The sequence below is a fragment of the Mycobacterium alsense genome, assembly GCF_002086635.1.
GTDB classification, from domain to species: domain Bacteria; phylum Actinomycetota; class Actinomycetes; order Mycobacteriales; family Mycobacteriaceae; genus Mycobacterium; species Mycobacterium alsense.
Window position 1 is genome coordinate 220508 of the sequence record NZ_MVHD01000003.1, and the last position, 19563, is coordinate 240070.

20 protein-coding genes are annotated in these 19563 nt (G+C 68.2%); 13 read left to right on the forward strand and 7 right to left on the reverse strand.

The genetic code is table 11. The features are described from left to right. Positions 1 to 45 precede the first annotated feature (45 nt). The gene (locus BST11_RS03855) at positions 46 to 768 is read left to right on the forward strand and encodes a TetR/AcrR family transcriptional regulator (protein WP_083136657.1); all 723 of its coding nucleotides are present in this window, start codon (positions 46 to 48) and stop codon (positions 766 to 768) included. Here BST11_RS03855 and BST11_RS03860 read toward each other — a convergent pair. Together BST11_RS03860 and BST11_RS03865 are read right to left on the reverse strand one after the other, a co-directional pair. Then, on the reverse strand, positions 684 to 1046 hold the full coding sequence (locus BST11_RS03860) for a hypothetical protein (RefSeq protein WP_083136701.1): 363 nt from the start codon (positions 1044 to 1046) through the stop codon (positions 684 to 686). The genes BST11_RS03855 and BST11_RS03860 overlap by 85 nt on opposite strands. Before the next feature lie 68 nt (positions 1047 to 1114). Continuing rightward, positions 1115 to 1861: an enoyl-CoA hydratase/isomerase family protein gene (locus BST11_RS03865; protein ID WP_083136658.1), complete on the reverse strand. Its 747-nt coding sequence runs from the start codon at positions 1859 to 1861 to the stop codon at positions 1115 to 1117. A gap of 112 nt (positions 1862 to 1973) precedes the next feature. On the opposite strand from BST11_RS03865, the gene BST11_RS03870 reads away from it, so the two are divergent. The 6 genes from BST11_RS03870 (at position 1974) to BST11_RS03895 (ending at position 7746) form a co-directional block, all read left to right on the forward strand. After that, positions 1974 to 2396, forward strand: coding sequence for a lipoprotein LpqH (locus BST11_RS03870; RefSeq protein WP_083136659.1), 423 nt, complete (start codon positions 1974 to 1976; stop codon positions 2394 to 2396). Positions 2397 to 2486: 90 nt separating this feature from the next. Beyond that, a complete protein-coding gene (locus BST11_RS03875; RefSeq protein WP_083136660.1) occupies positions 2487 to 3677 on the forward strand; it encodes an amidohydrolase family protein in 1191 nt (396 codons plus the stop codon). A gap of 52 nt (positions 3678 to 3729) precedes the next feature. Next, positions 3730 to 5193 (forward strand): FadD3 family acyl-CoA ligase, encoded by a 1464-nt coding sequence (locus BST11_RS03880; protein WP_083136661.1) that lies wholly within the window; start codon positions 3730 to 3732, stop codon positions 5191 to 5193. 384 nt (positions 5194 to 5577) lie between these two features. Further along, a complete protein-coding gene (locus BST11_RS03885) occupies positions 5578 to 6468 on the forward strand; it encodes a hypothetical protein (protein ID WP_244897490.1) in 891 nt (296 codons plus the stop codon). A gap of 38 nt (positions 6469 to 6506) precedes the next feature. Next, entirely contained in the window at positions 6507 to 7112 is a 606-nt protein-coding gene (locus tag BST11_RS03890) for a twin-arginine translocation pathway signal (protein ID WP_372509605.1), read from the forward strand. Between the two features lie 10 nt (positions 7113 to 7122). Next, positions 7123 to 7746, forward strand: coding sequence for a fatty-acid--CoA ligase (locus BST11_RS03895; protein ID WP_083136663.1), 624 nt, complete (start codon positions 7123 to 7125; stop codon positions 7744 to 7746). 5 nt (positions 7747 to 7751) lie between these two features. On the opposite strand, the gene BST11_RS03900 is transcribed toward BST11_RS03895, so the two are convergent. After that, positions 7752 to 9425: an alpha-keto acid decarboxylase family protein gene (locus BST11_RS03900; protein WP_083136703.1), complete on the reverse strand. Its 1674-nt coding sequence runs from the start codon at positions 9423 to 9425 to the stop codon at positions 7752 to 7754. Between the two features lie 64 nt (positions 9426 to 9489). Between BST11_RS03900 and BST11_RS03905 the strand changes: the two genes are divergently transcribed. From BST11_RS03905 to BST11_RS03920, 4 genes are read left to right on the forward strand one after another with little or no spacing between them, the layout of a single operon-like run. Beyond that, positions 9490 to 9933 (forward strand): SRPBCC family protein, encoded by a 444-nt coding sequence (locus tag BST11_RS03905; RefSeq protein WP_083136704.1) that lies wholly within the window; start codon positions 9490 to 9492, stop codon positions 9931 to 9933. Positions 9934 to 9937: 4 nt separating this feature from the next. Then, complete coding sequence (locus tag BST11_RS03910; protein ID WP_083136664.1) at positions 9938 to 11017, forward strand: CaiB/BaiF CoA transferase family protein; 1080 nt, start codon at positions 9938 to 9940, stop codon at positions 11015 to 11017. A 59-nt stretch (positions 11018 to 11076) separates the two neighbouring features. After that, positions 11077 to 11532 (forward strand): SRPBCC family protein, encoded by a 456-nt coding sequence (locus tag BST11_RS03915; RefSeq protein WP_083136665.1) that lies wholly within the window; start codon positions 11077 to 11079, stop codon positions 11530 to 11532. 49 nt (positions 11533 to 11581) lie between these two features. Next, positions 11582 to 12031: an SRPBCC family protein gene (locus BST11_RS03920; RefSeq protein ID WP_067322344.1), complete on the forward strand. Its 450-nt coding sequence runs from the start codon at positions 11582 to 11584 to the stop codon at positions 12029 to 12031. Here the strand turns inward: BST11_RS03920 and BST11_RS03925 are convergent. After that, on the reverse strand, positions 12003 to 13214 hold the full coding sequence (locus tag BST11_RS03925; protein ID WP_083136666.1) for a pyridoxal phosphate-dependent aminotransferase: 1212 nt from the start codon (positions 13212 to 13214) through the stop codon (positions 12003 to 12005). The two genes, BST11_RS03920 and BST11_RS03925, sit on opposite strands and share 29 nt — an antisense overlap. A gap of 189 nt (positions 13215 to 13403) precedes the next feature. Between BST11_RS03925 and BST11_RS03930 the strand changes: the two genes are divergently transcribed. Together BST11_RS03930 and BST11_RS03935 are read left to right on the forward strand one after the other, a co-directional pair. Next, positions 13404 to 14615, forward strand: a complete 1212-nt coding sequence (locus BST11_RS03930) for an acetyl-CoA C-acetyltransferase (protein ID WP_083136667.1) — start codon at positions 13404 to 13406, stop codon at positions 14613 to 14615. A gap of 4 nt (positions 14616 to 14619) precedes the next feature. After that, positions 14620 to 16764, forward strand: coding sequence for a 3-hydroxyacyl-CoA dehydrogenase NAD-binding domain-containing protein (locus BST11_RS03935; protein ID WP_083136668.1), 2145 nt, complete (start codon positions 14620 to 14622; stop codon positions 16762 to 16764). 68 nt (positions 16765 to 16832) lie between these two features. Here BST11_RS03935 and BST11_RS03940 read toward each other — a convergent pair whose 3' ends face one another. From BST11_RS03940 to BST11_RS03950, 3 genes are read right to left on the reverse strand one after another with little or no spacing between them, the layout of a single operon-like run. Beyond that, positions 16833 to 17429, reverse strand: coding sequence for a class I SAM-dependent methyltransferase (locus BST11_RS03940; RefSeq protein ID WP_083136669.1), 597 nt, complete (start codon positions 17427 to 17429; stop codon positions 16833 to 16835). A 23-nt stretch (positions 17430 to 17452) separates the two neighbouring features. Beyond that, positions 17453 to 18316: an LLM class F420-dependent oxidoreductase gene (locus tag BST11_RS03945; protein WP_083136670.1), complete on the reverse strand. Its 864-nt coding sequence runs from the start codon at positions 18314 to 18316 to the stop codon at positions 17453 to 17455. 28 nt (positions 18317 to 18344) lie between these two features. Beyond that, the gene (locus BST11_RS03950; RefSeq protein WP_083136671.1) at positions 18345 to 19553 is read right to left on the reverse strand and encodes an FAD-dependent monooxygenase; all 1209 of its coding nucleotides are present in this window, start codon (positions 19551 to 19553) and stop codon (positions 18345 to 18347) included. Positions 19554 to 19563 lie beyond the last annotated feature (10 nt).

The window sequence follows — 19563 nt, forward strand, 5'->3', positions numbered from 1 at the left end:
ATCCGTGTGGTCGGCACGGGTGCGCAGAGAGTGTGGGGTGAAGCCATGACACCGCCTTCCGTCGCCCGCAGGATCGGGGCGCCGGACGCGAAGAATCGCGGCCTGCTTCTCGACGCGGCCGAGCAGCTGATGCTCGAGGAGGGCTACGCCGCCGTGACGTCGCGCCGGCTCGCCAGCCGGGCGGGGCTGAAACCCCAACTCGTGCACTACTACTTCCGGACCATGGACGAGCTGTTCCTCGAAGTATTCCGCCGCCGCGCCGAAGAGGGCCTGCAAGTGCAGGCGCGAGCGCTGCAATCGCCGCAACCCTTGTGGGCGCTCTGGAGATTCGGCACCGATCCCGGGTTCACCCGAATCTCCATGGAATTCATGGCGCTGGCGAACCACCGCAAAGAGATGCGGGCCGAAATCGCTTACTACGCCGAACGTTTCCGCGACGAACAACGCCAAGCCGTGGCGGCTGCGCTGGAACGCTACGGCTTGAACAACCCAAGCGCCAACCCGGACATGCCACCGGTCGTCTGGACGGTCCTGATGACCAGCCTCTCGCGGTTTCTGGTGCTCGAGCGGGCGGTCGGCATCTCCGGCGGTCACGCCGAAACGCTGGAGCTGGTGGAAAGTTACCTGCGCCGCCTCGAGGGCGAGCCGCAGCCCGTTGCGGGCGTGCCGGAGGAGTGGGTGGTTCACCAGGTTCGCAGCGAACAGAGCGCGCCCTTGGGGCCGACCTTGGAAACCACGACCTTGCCGTCGACCGACAGGTCGCACTGAATGCCGGGCGTCCCGGGTTCCCGCCCCGTGGTCACCGTCACCATCGCCCACTGATCGGGATTCAGCAGGTTCACCGGCTGCACCCATGGCTTGCCGGGGGCGATGTCGGCGTGGACCTGCGGGGTGAATTGATACGGGTTGTGGCTGTAGTCGGAGAACAGGGTCGGGTCCTGATCCTGGTAGAAGATGTCGACGTAGGCCGGGTTGCGGGACGAAACGATGTAGACGACCTGGTGCCACACCGGGTCGGCGTGCGCCGGTCCGGGGCTGACCAACAGGCCCGTCAGTCCCAACGCCAGCGCCGAGACGACGCCCAGCGGTTTCTTCGCGGTGCTTGCGGTGGTGCTCATGTCGCTCCTCCGGCTGCCGGGCGCGGACTGGCGGTGCGGTTCATCACCCGCTCTGCGGCCTGCCAGTGGGCGTCGGCAACCCACAGCCGTGCAAAGGATGCTATCGCTTCATCAGCGGAAACGCCGCTGATTACCCGCTTTATCTCGGCCGCCGGGCGGCGGGCCAGCGACGTGGCGACCGATCGCCACCCGTCGTCGAAAGAGGCGCGGGGAAACACCACGTCCACCAACCCAATCCGCTCGGCCTCGGCCGCGTCGAGGACCGTTCCGCTGCCGGCGAGGAGCAGCGCCTTGCTCTTGCCGACGATCGCGGCCAGCCGTTCGGCGCCGCCCCAGGCCGGCATGATCTCCAGCGCCACCTGATTGAAGGCGATCTTGATGTCGTCGGCGGCCACCCGGATGTCGGCGGCGACGGCGAATTCGGCACCGCCGCCGAAGGCGTGGCCGTTGAGCGCCGCGACGACCGGAGCCGGGAACGCCGCCAGCTGGTCGCAGATGGACCGCATCCGCTTGGCCATTGCCGCGGCGCCTTCCTCGGTGCGCAGCGCGCTCAATTCCTTGAGGTCCCCGCCCGAGACGAAAGCCTTGTCGCCCGCGCCCTTGATGACCAGCGTTTGCGCACCGGCCGCGGCATCGATGGCCTTCTCCAGTTGTTCCATGGTGTCCAGCGCGATGGCGTTGCGGGCGTGGGGGCGGTCGATGGTGAGCACCGCCAACCCGTCCCCGAACTCCAGGTCCACCATGGGTGTTTGCTCCTAAAACGAGAACCGCCGATATTGGCATTCTCTTTCGGGGAGAATAACATCATCGCAGCAGGCCCAGAAGTTTCGTCCAGCCAGGGATCGAGGTGGCCCAGTGCGTAACCGGATCGTGGTGCTGGCGGTCGCGACGGTCGCCGTGGCCGGCCTCGGCGCCTGTAGTCCCAAGCCCCAGACGCAGATCTCCAGCACGGCGTCGGTGACCGTGGACGGCCACGACGCGAAGATCCACGTCGTCAAGTGCAGCCAGTTGGAGTGGTACCGGACGATCGCCATCGGCGGCGACTTCGCCGGGGCCACGGTCGTCATCGATCAACGAGCCGAGCCGCTGACCGCCGAGTCGGTGCGGATCCAGAATCTGGGCGGCTTCACCGGGATGTACTCGGCGCACGACGGGGGCAACGCGGACATGAGCCTGAGCGGCGACCGGTTCACGATCACCGGCACCGCGAACGGCTACAAGACCGACAAGCCGGGCGACGCGGCGTCGGCCAGCTTCAAGATCGTGGCGACCTGCTGAGGAGCACTGGCCCGCACCGGGTGAGGCGGGCCCGTTGCGCCCGGCTGCTCGTAGAGAATAGTATTCTCTGAAATTGCGAAGGAGGATTCCATGGGCCAGTTGTCGCATCGGGAGGACGTCCCGTTCCCGATCTTTGACGCGGACAATCACCTGTATGAACCGCCGGAGGCGCTGACAAAGTTTCTGCCCAAGGAGTACAAGGACTACGTCCAGTACGTGCAGATCAACGGTCGCACCAAGATCGCCATCCGCGGTCACATCAGCAACTACATCCCCAACCCGACCTTCGAGGTCGTCGCCCGGCCGGGCGCGTGGGAGGAGTACTTCAAGTACGGCAACCCCGAGGGGAAGACAAAGCGCGAGCTGTTCGGCGAGCCGATGCGCGCGATCCCGGCGTTCTTCGAGCCCGGCCCGCGCCTGGAGAAGATGAACGAGCTGGGCCTGGACCGCACCCTGATGTTCCCGACGCTGGCCAGCCTGCTCGAGGAGCGGCTGCGCGACGACCCGGTCGCGATCCACGTCCTGATCCACGCGCTGAACGAGTGGCTCGACGAGGTCTGGGGCTTCAACTACCAGAACCGTATCTTCACCACGCCGGTCATCACCCTGCCGATCGTCGAGAAGGCGATTGAGGAGCTGGAGTGGGCGGTCAAGCGCGGTGCCCGCTGCATCCTGATCCGCCCGGCTCCCGTTCCCGGCTTCCGCGGCCCGCGGTCGTTCGCGGTGCCCGAGTTCGACCCGTTCTGGGAGCGGGTCGTCGAGCACGACGTGCTGGTCGGCATGCACTCCAGCGACAGCGGCTACTCCCGGTACACCTCCGAGTGGGACGGCGCCGAACAGGAGATGCTGCCGTTCCAAACCAATGCGATGGGCATCCTCAACGAGTGGCGGCCGATCCAGGACGCGGTGGGGTCGTGGGTGATCCACGGCGCGCTCTACCGCCACCCGAAGCTGAAGGTCGCGATCGTCGAGGCCGGGTCGAAGTGGATGACCCCGCTGCTCGACGGCCTGGCGGAGGTCTTCCGTAAGGCGCCGGAGGCTTTCCCGAGCGACCCCGTCGAGATGGTCAAGAACCGCATCCACGTCAGCCCGTTCTTCGAGGACGGCATCGACGACCTGATCAGCCTCGTCGGGGTGGACCAGGTCCTGTACGGCTCGGACTGGCCGCACCCGGAGGGACTGGCGGAGCCGACGTATTACGTCAACGCGCTGTCGCACCTGTCCGTCGACGACCAGGCGAAGATCATGGGCGGCAACCTCGGTCGGCTCGTCACGGTGTGACCCGCGCTGCGACGAGCAAGGGCGCGAAGCGCCCGATGAGGAACAGCGCGAGATGACCGAGGCCGGTCACGCATGGCGGACCATCCCCGAGATGGTCTTGAGCGCGGCGGACCGCTTCGGCGACGCGGAAGCGATAGTCGACGGTCCGCTGCGCCTCACCTTCGCCCAGACTGCCCGGCGAATACGTTGCGCCGCCGGGGCTTTCGCGGACCTGGGGATTGACAAGGGCGATCGGGTCGCGATCTGGGCGCCCAACTCCGCGGAGTGGATAATCGCGGCGTTCGGGCTGCTCACCGCCGGGGGTGTGCTGGTGCCGGTGAACACCCGCTTCAAGACCGAGGAGGCCGGCGACATCATCGCGCGCAGCGGGGCGAAGGCCGTCCTGGTGCAGAAGGGCTTCCTGGGTCAGGATTACACTCTGCCCTCTTCGAAGCCCACCGGCCTTCTGCCGATCATCGATCTGAAGTCCGACTTCCTTTCCGGCGGTTCGCCGTTCGAGCGGCCGGTGAGCGGCGTGGACGTCTCGGACGTCATCTTCACCTCGGGCACGACCGGCCGCCCCAAGGGCGCGATGATGAACCACCTGCAGACGCTGCGGATGTATGAGGAGTGGGCGACGCTCGCCGACCTACGGGAGGGCGACCGCTACTTGCAGATCAACCCCTACTTCCACACCTTCGGCCTGAAGGCGGGTCTCATCACGTCCTTTCTGCGCGGCGCGACGATGCTGCCGGTCGCGGTTTTCGACGTCGACACCGTGGTGGATCTCATTGGCCGGGAACGCATCACGATGCTGCCCGGCCCGCCGACGCTGTACCACTCGTTGCTGACGGTCCGCGACAAGACCAAGCTTTCGACGTTGCGCGCGGGGGTGACCGGCGCCGCCGACATCCCCGTCGAACTGGTCCGTCGCATACACAGCGAATTGCCGTTCCAGACGCTGATGACCGGCTACGGGCTCACCGAGGCCGGCAACGTGACCCTGTCCCGGCCCGGCGACTCCTTCGAGGACGTCGCCACCACCGCGGGCCTGCCGTGTGATGGCGTCGAGGTGCGCATCGCCGACGACGGCGAGGTGCTGGTTCGCGGCTACGGGGTCATGCAGGGCTACCTCGACGACCCCGTCGCCACCGCCGAGGCGGTCGACGCCGATGGCTGGCTGCACACCGGAGACCTCGGCAACCTGGACGACTCGGGTCGCCTCCGGGTGGTCGGCCGCAAGAAGGACATGTTCATCGTCGGCGGATTCAACGCGTATCCGGCCGAGATCGAGGGCTTCCTGATGAGCCACCCCGCGGTCGCGCAGGCGGCGGTCATCGGCGTTTCCGACGAGCGGCTGGGGGAGGTGGGCAAGGCTTTCGTGGTCCGTAAGGGGGCCGACACCGTCAGCGCCGACGAATTGATCGCCTGGTGCCGGGACCGCATGGCGGGCTTCAAGGTGCCGCGGTCGGTGCAGTTCCTCGAGGAGCTCCCGCTCAACGCAACCGGCAAGGTGGTCAAGGATCTGCTGCGCTAGCGCCCGTGGTCCGTATGCTCGATCGGAGAACCGCATTTCCCCTGCATGTCAGGCGTTTGCCGGGGCGCCGCTCGCCGAAGGCGAGGGGACGGGCGGGAGAGGGTGATAACGTGGCTCTCTTAGTCGTCACGATATGCGGGGCGGAAGAATATCGGCGCAGGTGCTCGCGCCCTGGCGCGCGGCCCGAGTAGGGTTGCCCAACGGCGGCGGCGACGCCCATGCCGGGATGCGGTCCGCCGACCGTCGGCGGCTACGAGCGGACTTGCCACGACGGGCAAGCGGGTAGAGGAGTTTGGCATTGAGTCACGAGCAGCCTATTTTTCGGGCTGGTGAGCAGTGAGTGGCGGCGCCCGCCAGAATGCCGCTGACACGAAATCGGTTTCGGTGAACGAGGACGAGACCCCGGGCACCGCCGCCGAAATCCGCGCGCTGGCCGAACAGGCCGAGGCGGAGGCCCAAGAGGCGGAAGCCCTCGCCGCCGCCGCCCGCGCCCGCGCCCGCGCCATCCAATTGCGTCGCGAGGCAGAACTCGCCGAGGCCAACCAAGCCAAACAAACCAGCGCGGTAGTCCCCGAAGCCCCAGCGGAGCGCGCGGCGGAGCCCGCGATTGAACAGGAACCGGACGCGACGGAATCCGCCACGGCCGAGGCGCCTTCCGACGCCCCCGGGGCCGAGGAGTATCCGGAGGACGCCACCGCGGAAGCCGAGACCGAGGCTCCCGCCGACGCCACGGAACCGGCGGCACGCCGCTCCCGGTTGCGTCGGCTGTCCGGGCGCCTTCGCCGCCCCAAGTGGTCCACCCTCGCCGCGTACCTGGCGATCCTCGTCACCATTGCCGCCCTGGCGGGCAGCGGCTACATGGTCAAGGACCATCGCGACGCCGTCCGTCAGCATCGGCGTGCGGCCGAGTTCGAGGCGGCGGCGAAGCAGGGCGTTGTGACGTTGACGTCGCTGGACTTCAACCACGCCAAGGAGGGAGTGCAGCGCATCGTCGAGAACTCCACCGGCACGTTCAAGGACGATTTCCTCAAGATGGCCGACGATTTCACCAAAGTGGTGGAGCAGTCGAAGGTGGTTTCGCAAGGTTCCGTTCAGCAAGCGGCGGTGGAGCTGGACTCGATGACGGCCGACTCGGCGGTGGTGCTGGTCGCCTCCACGTCGGAGGTCACGAATGCGGCTGGCGCCAAGCAGGATCCACGTAACTACCGGCTCATTGTGACGGTCGCCCGCGACGGTGGACAGCTCAAGATTTCGAAAGTCGAGTTCGTGCCGTGACCCCAGACGAGACATCGGTCGAAGAGACCACCAAAGACATCGAAATCACGGAGTCGGCGGGCGTCGAGGAGACGTTGGCGGCCGACGAGGCCGGCGCGGCCGGCGACGGCGCGAAACCCGGTCGGCTCAAGCGCGTCGCCGCCACGGTGAAGACGCGGTCGTCCGGAAAAGTGGCGGCTTCGGTGCTGGCCTTGCTCATGATTGCGTCGCTGGCGTTGTTCGGGGCCCTGTACTGGTTCTCCTACCGACCGGACCGGGCGACCGATGCGGCCGCGGCCAAGGCGGCGATCGCGGCCGCCAGCGAGGGAACGGTAGCGGTCCTGTCGTATTCCCCCGACACCCTTGACCGCGACTTCTCGTCCGCGAAGTCGCACTTGACCGGCGACTTCCTGTCGTACTACGACCAATTCACCCAGCAGATCGTCGCCCCGGCCGCCAAACAGAAGTCCGTGAAGACTACCGCGGTGGTGCTGCGCGCGGCCATGGCGGACCTGCGGCCCGATTCGGCCGAAGTCCTGTTGTTCGTCAACCAGAGCACCCAGAGCAAAGACCGGCCCGAGCCGACCTTCACCAACAGCAGCGTGTCGGTCAAGCTGACGAAAGCTAATGGCAAATGGCTGATTTCGTCATTCAATCCGGTATAGGGTCACCGCGTTGAGCACCGGCGATATCCACTCGATGGTGATCGCGTCGGATTATCGCGTCCCCGACCCGACCCGGGTGTGGCCGCTGCTCGAGCGCAACAAGGCCGCGCTCGCCGACATCGGCGCACACCATGTCCTGGTGTACACATCCACCCACGACTACGGGCGCGTGCTCGTGATGATCGGGGTGCACAGCCGCGAGCCGATCGTGGAGCTGCTGCGCTCGCGGGTATTCTTCGACTGGTTCGACGCCGCGGGCGTGGAGGACATCCCCGCCGTCTTCGCCGGCGAGATCATCGACCGGTTCGTTCCGCACCCGCCCTCGCCACCGGCGGCGCCCGGCGTCGTGGTATCCGCGATCGCGTCGGTCGACGACGTGTCGACCCTGACCGCGGAGGTCCGTGCGGCGATGGGGAGGTTCACCGTGGCCGGCATCCGAAAGACCTGGGTTTTCCAGGCTTTCGACGATGAGCACGAGGTCCTGATTCTGCAGGAGTTTCCCGACGAGGACGCCGCACGGCGGTGGATCGAGCATCCCGACACCGCGGCGCCCTGGATGTCGGGGGGCGGCGTCGGCGCCTACCCGCCGCTGTTCGTCGGCCGGTTCTTCGACATGATGCGCATCGAGGCATAGGCCCGTCAGCGTCGGGCGTCGGCTCCCGGTGACATCGATCCGACGAGCTGCCCCAACAAATGCGGGATCTCCAGCCGCGGCAACACCACCTCGACGAATACCATGCGGTCCCGGTGCTCGGCCGCGGCGGTGAACGCGTCATCGAGCTCGCCGTAGGTCTGCGCCCGGAACGCCAGGTGATCGGTCACCCCAAGTGCGTTGGGAACCTCAATCCACTTCCAGCTCACGATGTCGTTGTAGGAGGCCGTTTCTCCGTGGATCGCCCGCTCCACGGTGTAGCCGTCGTTGTTGACCACCACGATGACTGGCGACAACCCTTCGCGGGAAAAGATGCCGAGCTCCTGGACGGTCAATTGCGCGGCCCCGTCGCCGATCAGCAGCACCGTTCTGCGATCCGGCTGCGCCACCGCCGCTCCGACCGCCGCCGGCAGCGTGTAACCGATTGAGCCCCAAAGGGGTTGGCCGATGAAGGTCACGCCCTGCGGCAGCCGGTGATCCGCCATGCCGTAGAAGCAGGTGCCCTGATCGGCGAGGACCACGTTGCCCGGGGTGAGCGCCACGCATAGCCGGTCCCACACCATTCGTTGGGTAAGGGGCGTGTCGCGCGCCGGTGCCGGCGGCAGGGGTGCGGCCGGCGGCGTCGCCACCGGTGGCGACGTGATTCCGCGCCGGACCAGGATCGTGGCCAGCGCCTCCAGGGCGGCGCCCATCTCCAGCGGCGCGAAAACCTCGCCGGCCACGCTGCTTTGGTACTGGCCGACGTCGATCGTCCGCGCGGGGTCGATCCGCTGGCTGAAGAAGCCGCTGACCATGTCGGTGAACACCACCCCCGCCGTCACGAGCACCGGCGCCTCCTCGATCGCGGTGCGCACCCGATCGGCGCTCGCCGCGCCCGCGTAGATCCCCAGGAAGTTCGGCGAGCTCTCGTCGAGCAGGCTCTTGCCCCACATCAACGTGGCGTGCGGCACCACGTCGGCCGCGAGCAGCGCCTCGAGCTCCTTGACGGCCTGCAGGCGATGCACCAGCAGGTCGGCCAGCACGGTCAACTGGTGTTCGCCGATCAGCTCGGCGGCGGCCTCGGCGAACAGCGACAGCGCTCGGGGGCTGGTGCCGCCGCCGTATCGGGGCAGCGGCGCGTCGGGCCGCTCGGTGGGGAAGCGCGCCACGTCGGTAGACAGCAGGATGTAGCCGGGCCGCTTCTGCTCGCGCACCTCGGATAGCACCCGATCGATTTCCCGGCACGCCGTTGCCGGCATGAGATTGGCCTGGGCGCAGGTGATTTCGCGGCTGATCCGGAGGAAGTGCTCGAAATCCCCGTCGCCGAGCGAGTGATGCAGCGCGCGCCTGGTCGCTTGCGCGTCCTTCGACGGCCCCCCGACGATGTGCACGACGGGCACGTGCTCGGCGTAGCTGCCCGCGATCGCGTTGGCGGCCGAGAGCTCGCCGACCCCGAATGTTGTTACCACGGCGGACATTCCGCGCAGCCGCCCGTACCCGTCGGCGGCGTAGCCGGCGTTGAGCTCGTTGGCGCTGCCCACCCATCGGATCGTGGGGTGGGCGACGATGTGGTCCAGAAACGCCAGGTTGTAATCGCCGGGGACGCCGAAGATCTCCGAGACGCCGAGTTCGGCGAGGCGGTCCAGCAGGTAGTCACCGACGGTGTAGACGGGATCAGTCACAGACACGACGGTACGCTCGACGAAACCGTTCCGGTCGGCACGCCGCTTAAGTATCGTGCGGGCCATGGCTATCAAAGAATCGCGCGACATCGTCATCGAAGCCAGCACCGAGGAGATCTTGGGCGTCATCGCCGACTTCGAAGCGATGCCCGAATGGTCGGACCCGCACCAGAGCGCCGAGATCCTCGAGACCGGGGCGGACGGCCGGCCCAGCAAGGTCAAGATGAAGGTCAAAACCGCGGGCATCACCGACGAGCAGGTGGTGGCCTACACGTGGAGCGGCAACGACGTCAGCTGGACGCTGGTCAGCTCCGGCCAGCAGAAGTCGCAGGACGGCAAGTACACCCTGGTGCCCCAAGGGGACTCGACGCTGGTCAAGATGGAGATCAGCGTCGACCCGAACGTTCCGCTGCCCGGCTTCGTGCTGAAGCGTGCCGTCAAGGGGACGATCGACTCGGCCACCAAGGCGCTGCGCGAGCGCGTGCTTCAGGTGAAGAAGGGCAACTGACGCGGTGGCGGGCGCGGGACCGCTGGCGGGGGTCAGGGTGATCGAACTCGGCGGCATCGGGCCGGGCCCGCACGCCGGAATGGTGCTCGCCGACCTGGGCGCCGACGTGGTGCGGGTGCGGCGGCCCGGCGGGCTGACCATGCCGCCCGAGGACCGCGACTTGCTGCATCGCGGCAAGCGGATCGTCGACCTGGACGTCAAGACGCAGCCCCAGGCCCTGCTGGACCTGGCCGCCAAGGCCGACGTGCTGCTCGACTGCTTCCGGCCCGGCACCTGCGAGCGGCTGGGCATCGGCCCCGACGACTGCGCGGCGGTCAATCCGCGGCTGATCTTCGCCCGGATCACCGGCTGGGGGCAGGAGGGTCCGGCGGCCCACACGGCGGGCCACGACATCAACTACCTGTCGCGGACCGGGGCGCTCTCGGCGTTGGGCTTCCGGGACCGGCCGCCCATGCCGCCGCTGAACCTGGTCGCGGACTTCGGCGGCGGTTCGATGCTGGTGCTCCTGGGAATCGCGGTCGCGCTGTACGAACGCGAGCGCTCGGGCAAGGGTCAGGTCATCGACGCCGCGATGGTCGACGGGGTGAGCCTGCTGGCCCAGATGATGTGGACCATGAAGTCGACCGGCGCGCTGCGCGACGAGCGCGAATCGTTCCTGCTCGACGGCGGCGCCCCGTTCTACCGGTGCTACGAGACGGCCGACGGCAAGTACATGGCCGTCGGCGCCATCGAACCGCAGTTCTTCGCGGCGCTGCTGGCCGGGCTCGGCCTGGCACCCGATGAGGTGCCCGGGCAGCTGGACATCGGTTCCTACCCGAAGATGTACGACATCTTCGCGGCCCGGTTCGCCAGCCGGACCCGCGACGAGTGGACCGAAATCTTCGCGGGCACCGATGCGTGCGTCACCCCGGTGCTGACCTGGGGTGAAGCCGCCACCGACGAGCACCTGAACGCGCGGTCCACGGTGATGACGGCCCACGGCGTCGAACAAGCCGCGCCCGCGCCGCGCTTTTCCCGCACGCCGGCCGGCCCGGTCGGACCGCCGCCGGCGACGACTACGTCGCTCAGCGAAATCGGCTGGTAGTTAAGAATATACGGGGAAATGCCACCCGCGCGCAGGCCGTTGGGGTTAGTTTGTTTGCAGTGGCCGTAAAAGCATCGCGAGAATTTGTCGTAGACGCGCCGCCAGACGTGGTGATGGAGGCGCTGACAGATGTCGGCCTGCTCTCGTCGTGGTCGCCGCTGCACCGACAGGTCGAAGTGGTCGACCGTTATCCCGACGGCCTGCCGCACCACGTGAAGGCCACGATCAAGATTCTCGGGCTCGTCGACAAAGAGGTCCTGGAATATCACTGGGGCCCCGACTGGGTGGTCTACGACGCCAAGAGAACTGCCCAGCAGCATGGCCAGCACATCGAGTACAACATCAAACCCGAGGGGGTCGACCAGACGCGCGTGCGGTTCGACATCACCGTCGAACCGGCCGGGCCGATCCCGGGTTTCGTCGTCAAGCGGGCGACCGAGAAGGTTCTCGACGCGTCGGTGAAGGGGCTGACCGACCTCGTGGTGGGCGGCGGGGATTCGGGCCCGCCGGCTTAGTTGGCCGCAAGGGGTTCCTGGCGCGACCGCGATTGCTAATTTTGTAGCAGTGGCCGTACAAGCGACGTCGGAGATCGTCATCGAAGCGCCCCCGGAAGCGATCATGGAGGCGCTCGCCGACATGGACGCGGTGCCGTCGTGGTCCCCGGTGCACAAACGGGTCGAGGTCGTCGACAAGCATCCCGATGGGCGACCGCACCACGTGCGGGTCACCATCGCGGTGACCGGCATTCACGACACGGAGCTGCTCGAATACCACTGGGGCCCCGACTGGATGGTGTGGGATGCGCACAAGACCGCGCAGCAGCGCGGCCAGCACGGCGAGTACACCCTGGAGCGGGAGGGTGAGGACAGGACCCGGGTGAGATTTGCCATCACCGTCGAGCCCTCGGCGCCGCTGCCCGAGTTCTGGGTCAAGCGGGCCCGCAAGAAGATCCTGCACGCCGCGCTCGAGGGACTGCGCGAGCGCGTTATGCGTGACGCGGGTCCGGCCGGGTAATCGCCCCGTCCCGCAGCGCGCCCAACCGCCGGATCGCCTCGTCGAGGGTGTCGTCGCGCTTGCAGAAAGTAAAGCGCACCAAGTGATTCCACACGTCGAGGTAGGGCGCGGCGGGGTCGCAGAACGCCGACATCGGGATCGCCGCCACGCCGACCTTTTCCGGCAGCGCCGCGCAGAATGCGGTGCTGTCGTCGTAGCCCAGCGGGCGCGGGTCGGCACACAGGAAGTAACTGCCGTCGCTGTCGTGCACCGCGAAGCCGATCTCGGCCAGTCCCGCGGCCAGCCGGTCGCGCCTGGCCTGCAATGTGCGGCGCAGGTCGGCCACCCAGGCATCCTCGGTATCCAGCGCGAGGGCCACGGCGGGCTGGAACGGCGCGCCGCCGACGTAGCTGAGATACTGCTTGGCCGCACGGATCCCCGCGACGAGTTGCGCTGGGCCGCAAGCCCATCCGATCTTCCATCCGGTGCAGTTGAACATCTTGGCCGCGCTGGAAATGGTGATCGTGCGCTCGGCCATGCCGTCGAAGCCGGCCAGCGGCAGATGCTTTCTGCGGCCCGGGCCGTCGAACACCAGATGCTCGTAGACCTCGTCGGTGATCACCAAGAGGTCGGCGGCCGCCGCGATCTCCGCGATGGCGGCCAGCTCCGCCGCGCTCAGCACCGTGCCGGTCGGGTTGTGTGGCGAGTTGACGATGAGCGCGCGGGTCCGGGGCGTCACCGCCCGGCGCAGCGCGTCGGCGTCGAGGGCGAAGCCGCGCCCGTCCGGGACCAGCGGCACCGCGACCCGCTGCGCGCCGGCCATCGCCACCACCGGGGAGTAGGAGTCGTAGAAGGGTTCGATGAGGACCACCTCGGAGCCGGGCTCGACCAGCCCGATCACCGCCGCGGCGATGGCTTCGGTGGCGCCGACCGTCACCAGCACCTCGGTGTCGGGGTCGTACTCGATGCCGAAATGGCGGCGGCGGTGCGCGGCGATGGCCTGGCGCAGCGGTTCGATGCCCAGCCCCGGCGGATACTGGTTGGCGCCGTGGGCGATGGCGTCTTGGGCGGCCTTCAGCAGCGCGGGGGGCCCGTCCTCGTCGGGAAAACCCTGGCCGAGGTTCACCGCGCCGATCCGCGCGGCCAGCGCCGACATCTCGGCGAACACCGTCGTGGCGTAGGGCCGCAGTCGCGACACCGTCATGGTCGTCGAGCTTAAGGCCGCGTGCTCCCCGCGAGCGTCACGCCGGCGCAAAGTCGGGTGGCGAGACCCGCCATGGTGCGGGCCTTGGTGCTGTGAGCTGCGGAAACCTGCCCAACCAACAGGTTGGACGGGCGCCCTGTTAGGGTGCTGGTACGGATCCGAAACCCCATTTGTGAAGAGGAAGCCGACATGTCCGAAGAAGCCTATGTTTATGAGGCCATCCGCACCCCGCGCGGCAAGCAGAAGAACGGCTCGCTCAACGAGGTCAAGCCGCTGAGCCTGGTCGTCGGCCTGATCGACGAGCTGCGCCGACGCTTTCCCGACCTGGACGAGAACCTGATCAGCGACGTCATCCTGGGGGTGGTTTCGCCGGTCGGCGACCAGGGCGGCGACATCGCCCGGGCCGCGGTGCTGGCCGCCGGCATGCCCGACACCGTCGGCGGCGTGCAACTCAACCGGTTCTGCGCCTCGGGCCTGGAGGCCGTGAACACCGCCGCGCAGAAGGTGCGTTCCGGCTGGGACGACCTGGTGCTGGCCGGCGGCGTGGAGTCGATGAGCCGGGTGCCGATGGGATCCGACGGCGGCGCGATGGCGCTGGACCCGGCCACCAACTACGACGTCGGCTTCGTGCCGCAGGGCATCGGCGCCGACCTGATCGCCACCATCGAGGGCTTCTCCCGCGAGGACGTCGACGCGTACGCGCTGCGCAGCCAGCAGCGCGCGGCCGAGGCGTGGTCGGGCGGCTACTTCGCCAAGTCGGTCGTGCCGGTGCGCGACCAGAACGGCCTGCTGATCCTCGACCACGACGAGCACATGCGGCCCGACACCACCATGGAGGGCCTGGCCAAGCTGAAGCCCGCCTTCGAGGGGCTGGCGGCCATGGGTGGCTTCGACGACGTGGCGCTGCAGAAGTACCACTGGGTCGAAAAGATCGACCACGTCCACACCGGCGGTAACAGCTCCGGCATCGTCGACGGGGCCGCGCTGGTGCTCATCGGCAACGAAGCGGCCGGCACGTCACAGGGCCTGACCCCGCGGGCGCGCATTGTCGCGACCGCCACCACCGGGGCGGAGCCGACCATCATGCTGACCGGTCCGACGCCGGCCACCCGCAAGGTGCTCGACCGCGCGGGCCTGACGGTCGACGACATCGACCTGTTCGAGCTCAACGAAGCGTTCGCCTCGGTGGTGCTGAAGTTCCAGAAGGACCTGAACATCCCCGACGAGAAGCTCAACGTCAACGGTGGCGCCATCGCGATGGGGCACCCGCTGGGGGCCACCGGCGCGATGATTCTCGGCACCATGGTCGACGAGCTGGAGCGCCGCAACGCCCGGCGCGCCGTGGTGACGCTGTGTATTGGCGGCGGCATGGGTGTCGCGACGATCATCGAGAGGGTTTAAGGCAATGGCCGACAACACCATTCAGTGGGATAAGGACGACGACGGCATCGTCACGCTGACCCTGGACGACCCGTCCGGTTCGGCCAACGTGATGAACGAGGCCTACATCGAGTCGATGGGCAAGGCCGTGGATCGCCTTGTCGCCGAAAAGGATTCGATCACCGGGGTGGTGATCACCAGCGCAAAGAAGACCTTCTTCGCCGGTGGCGACGTCAAGAGCATGATTCAGATCGGCCCGGAGAACGCCGGTGAGGCCTACGATCTGGTCGAGAACGTCAAGAAGCAGCTGCGCACGCTCGAGACCCTGGGCAAGCCGGTGGTGGCGGCGCTCAACGGCGCCGCGCTCGGCGGCGGCCTGGAGATCGCGCTGGCCTGTCACCACCGCATCGCGGCCGACGTCAAGGGGTCACAGTTCGGCTTCCCCGAGGCGACGTTGGGCCTGCTGCCCGGCGCGGGTGGCGTCACCCGCACGGTGCGGATGTTCGGCATCCAGAACGCCTTCGTCAACATCCTGTCGCAGGGGACGCGCTTCAAGCCGGCCAAGGCCAAGGAACTCGGCCTGATCGATGAGTTGTTGCCCACCGTCGAGGAATTGGTGCCCGCCGCCAAAGCCTGGATCAAGGTGAACCCGGACTCACACGAGCAGCCGTGGGACAAGATGGGCTACAAGATTCCCGGCGGCACCCCGGCCTCGCCCGGGCTGGCGGCCATCCTGCCGTCGTTCCCGTCGCTGTTGCGCAAGCAGCTCAAGGGCGCGCCGATGCCGGCGCCCAAGGCCATCCTGGCCGCCGCGGTCGAGGGTGCGCAGGTCGATTTCGACACCGCCAGCCGCATCGAGAGCCGCTACTTCACCTCGCTGGTCACCGGCCAGGTCGCCAAGAACATGATCCAGGCGTTCTTCTTCGACCTGCAGACCATCAACAACGGCGGGTCGCGGCCCGAGGGCATCGAGCCGGTCACGATCAACAAGATCGGCGTGCTCGGCGCGGGCATGATGGGTGCCGGCATCGCCTACGTCTCGGCCAAGGCCGGCTACGAAGTGGTGCTCAAGGATGTGAGCCTCGAGGCGGCGCAAAAGGGCAAGGGCTACTCCGAAAAGCTGGAGGCCAAGGCCCTGGAGCGCGGCCGCACCACCGAGGAGAAGTCCAAGGCGCTGCTGGGCCGCATCACCCCGACGGCCGACGCCGCCGATTTGAAGGGTGTGGACTTCGTGATCGAGGCGGTGTTCGAGAACCAGGACCTCAAGCACCAGGTGTTCCAGGAGATCGAGGACATCGTCGAGCCCAACGCGGTGCTGGGGTCCAACACCTCGACGCTGCCGATCACCGGCCTGGCCACCGGCGTGAAGCGCCAGGAGGACTTCATCGGGATCCACTTCTTCTCACCGGTGGACAAGATGCCGCTGGTCGAGATCATCAAGGGCGAGAAGACCTCCGACGAGACGCTGGCCCGCGTGTTCGACTACACCCTGGCCATCGGCAAGACACCGATCGTGGTCAACGACAGCCGCGGCTTCTTCACCTCGCGGGTCATCGGCACCTTCGTCAACGAGGCGCTGGCGATGCTCGGCGAGGGCGTCGAGCCGGCTTCGATCGAGCAGGCCGGGTCGCAGGCCGGCTACCCGGCGCCGCCGCTGCAGCTCTCCGACGAGCTCAACCTGGAGCTGATGCACAAGATCGCCGTCGCCACCCGCAAGGGGGTCGAGGACGCGGGCGGCACCTACGACCCGCACCCGGCAGAAGCGGTGGTGGAGAAGATGATCGAGCTCGGCCGGTCGGGCCGGCTCAAGGGTGCCGGGTTCTACGAGTACCCCGACGGCAAGCGGTCCGGTTTGTGGCCGGGGCTGCGGGAGACGTTCAAGTCCGGTTCGTCGCAGCCGCCGCTGCAGGACATGATCGACCGGATGCTGTTCGCCGAGGCGCTCGAGACGCAGAAGTGCCTCGACGAGGGCGTGCTGACGTCGACCGCCGACGCCAACATCGGCTCGATCATGGGCATCGGCTTCCCGCCGTGGACGGGCGGCAGCGCGCAGTTCATCGTCGGCTACGAGGGGCCGGCCGGCGTCGGCAAGGAAGCCTTCGTGGCGCGCGCCCGCGAGCTGGCCGCCAAGTACGGCGACCGCTTCCTGCCGCCGGAGTCGCTCGCCTAACTACCGCGAGCAGACGCAGAATCGCATTGCGCGGGCTCTACGCGTGCGATTCTGCGTCTGCTCACCACTCAGGTGCGGCGCTGAAAGAGGTAGTAGCGCACCGGGGTCTTGTCGCGGTCGAGCTCGCGCTCGTGGCCGGCGGACAACAGCGTCCAGCCGGAGGTGAATCGCCGTTCCATTTCGGCGGGTTCGACGCCGCGCACGCCGAACCTCCCGCCGGGCAGGAACGCGACGATCAGCAGCCGCGCGTCGGGCGCGGCCACCGCGCCGACCTCGCGGACGTACGCGTCGCGGTCGTCGTCGCTCATGTTGTGCAGGCAGCCGTTGTCGACGATGAGCGAGAAGCCGGTGCCGATACCGGCCCGGCTCAGCCGCGTGACGTCGGCCTGGACGAAGTCGACCGGCAGGTTGGCCGCCTTCGCGCGGGCCCGGTCGAGGGCCTTGGGCACGAAGTCAACGCCGGTGACCTTCCAGCCGTGTCGTGCCAGGTAGATCGACGCGTCCCCGGTACCGCAGCCCAGGTCGAGGGCGGTCCCCGGCGGCAGCGCGGGTGTGCCGTCGGTTCCCTCGACCAAGTCCCGCAGGTTCTGCGCGATGGGGTGCCCGTCCCACGGGGTGAAGCCGATGCGGTAAAGGATCCGGAACAGCGTGTGTTTGGAGGCCATGGCCTAACCGTAGGTCCCGGCGGTCATCCGTTGGCGGCCGCGGCGATTCGGCGCCATTGCTCGCGCGGGAATTCCCTGGGGTCGGCCGTCAGCACCTGGACGCAGACGTGGTCGGCGCCAGCCGCGCGGTGCTCGGCGACCCGGCGCATGACCGCACCCTCGTCCCCCCAGGCGATGATCGCGTCGAACAGCCGGTCGCTGACCTGCGCCAGGTCGTCGTTCGAGAATCCGGTGCGCAGCAGGTTGTTGGCGTAGTTCGGCAGCGCGAGATAGGCCCGGAGCCAGTCGGTCCCGATGCGACGCGCCTCGTCGGCGCTGTCGGTCAGGATCACGGTCTGCTCGGGCAGCAGCAGCGGTCCCTCGCCCAAAGTCGAACGGGCGCCGGCGGTGTGGTCGGGCGTGACGAGGTAAGGGTGGGCGCCGCGGGCGCGCATCGCCGACAAGGCCAGCATCTTCGGGCCGAGCGCGGCAAGCACCCGCGCGTCGCGGGGCACGGGTTGCGGCGCGGTGTCCAACCCGTCCAGGAACGCCGCCGTCGCCGCCAGCGGCTTGCGGTAGCGCCCGGGCTGGCCGGCGTCGATCAGCGGCGCGTGGCTGACGCCGATCCCCAGCAGGAAGCGGTCGCCGTGCTCAGCGGTCAGCGCGGCATAGGACGCGGCGACATCGGCGGCGGCGTGCATCCACAGGTTCAGGATTCCCGTCGCGATCACGGTCCGCTTGGTCGCGGCGAGCAGGCGACCCACCGCGTCGAACACCGGGCCGCCCACGTCGGGAATCCACAGCGCCGGGAAGCCCAACTCGTCCAGTTCCGCCGCGGCGTCTGCGCTTTCGGCCGCGTCTCCGTAGCGCAGTTGACTGCTCCAGATGCCCACCCCGGCAAGATCCATCGGCGATCAGTCCTTTCGCGGCACGCTGTCAGGCCTCGGCCGCGCTGTAGTCGGGCACCGGCATCGAGTCGTGCATGCGCACGCCCCTGGTGTTCAGTTTCGCCAGCGTCCGGGAGAGCGAGCCGGGCATCAATGAGACTAGCCGGACCCCGCGGGTCAGGGCCCATACGGCGGCCCGCGAGCCGGGGATGAGGCCCCTGGCGACGCCGCGCGCGAAGGACCGGCTGAGGTGTACAGGACCGCGCATCTGCAGTTCGTAGGCCGCGAACGCCCGCAGGTGGTCCCCGTCCGCCCGGGCCAGCTCGCCGGCCAGCACATAGGCGCCCAGCACCGCAAGGCTGGTGCTGCCGCCGACCGCGGGGCCCGGGCAGTACCCGGCGTCGCCGACGAGGGTGACCCGTCGCCGCGACCAGCGGTCCATCCGCAGCTGACTGATCGCGTCGAAGTAGAACGCGCGCGTGTCGGCGATTTCCTCGAGCCAACGGTCCACCTGCGAGTGCATGCCCGCGAACGTGCCGCGCAGTAATTCCTTCTGCCGCACCGTGTCTCGATGGTCGTAGTCGAGCGGCTCGTTGCTGCGGAACATGAACACCGCGCGCGCGTCGTCCAAATGGTCCGCGGTGTAGATCGCCGCGATGCGGCCGACGCCGATGTGGCCGGTCACCTCGCCCGGGTTGGCCAGCCCCTGCGGCGCCGACACCACCGCCAGGTAGCCGCCCAGGAACCGGGTCAGGTCCGCCTCCGGACCGAACGTCAGGCGCCGGACGTTGGAGTGCAGCCCGTCGGCGCCGACGATGACGTCGAACCGGCGGGCCGGAGAGTGCTCGAACGTCACCTGTCCGTCGTACTCGATCGCGGTGATGGAGTCGCCGAAGACGTACTCGACGTCGTCACGGGCGGCGTCGTAGTAGATCTCGCTGAGGTCGTCGCGCATGATCTCGACGTGCCGGTCCGACGCGATGCCGACGAGCTTGGTGAGGTCGATTTCGGTGGGGCGCGGCCGGCCTTCCCGGTGCATCGTGAGGCGGTCGGTTCCGGTGGCGAGCTCCTCGATGCGGGGCAAGACGCCCATCTTCGCCGAGATTTCCATCGCCGGGCGGAACAAATCGACGGCGTGGCCGCCCGTCTTGCGCAATCCCGGCGCGCGCTCGACGACGGTGACCTCGAAGCCGCGTCGGGCCAGCCAGTACGCCAGCACGGGGCCGGCGATGCTGGCGCCGGAGACGAGTATCCGCATGACGGCCTCC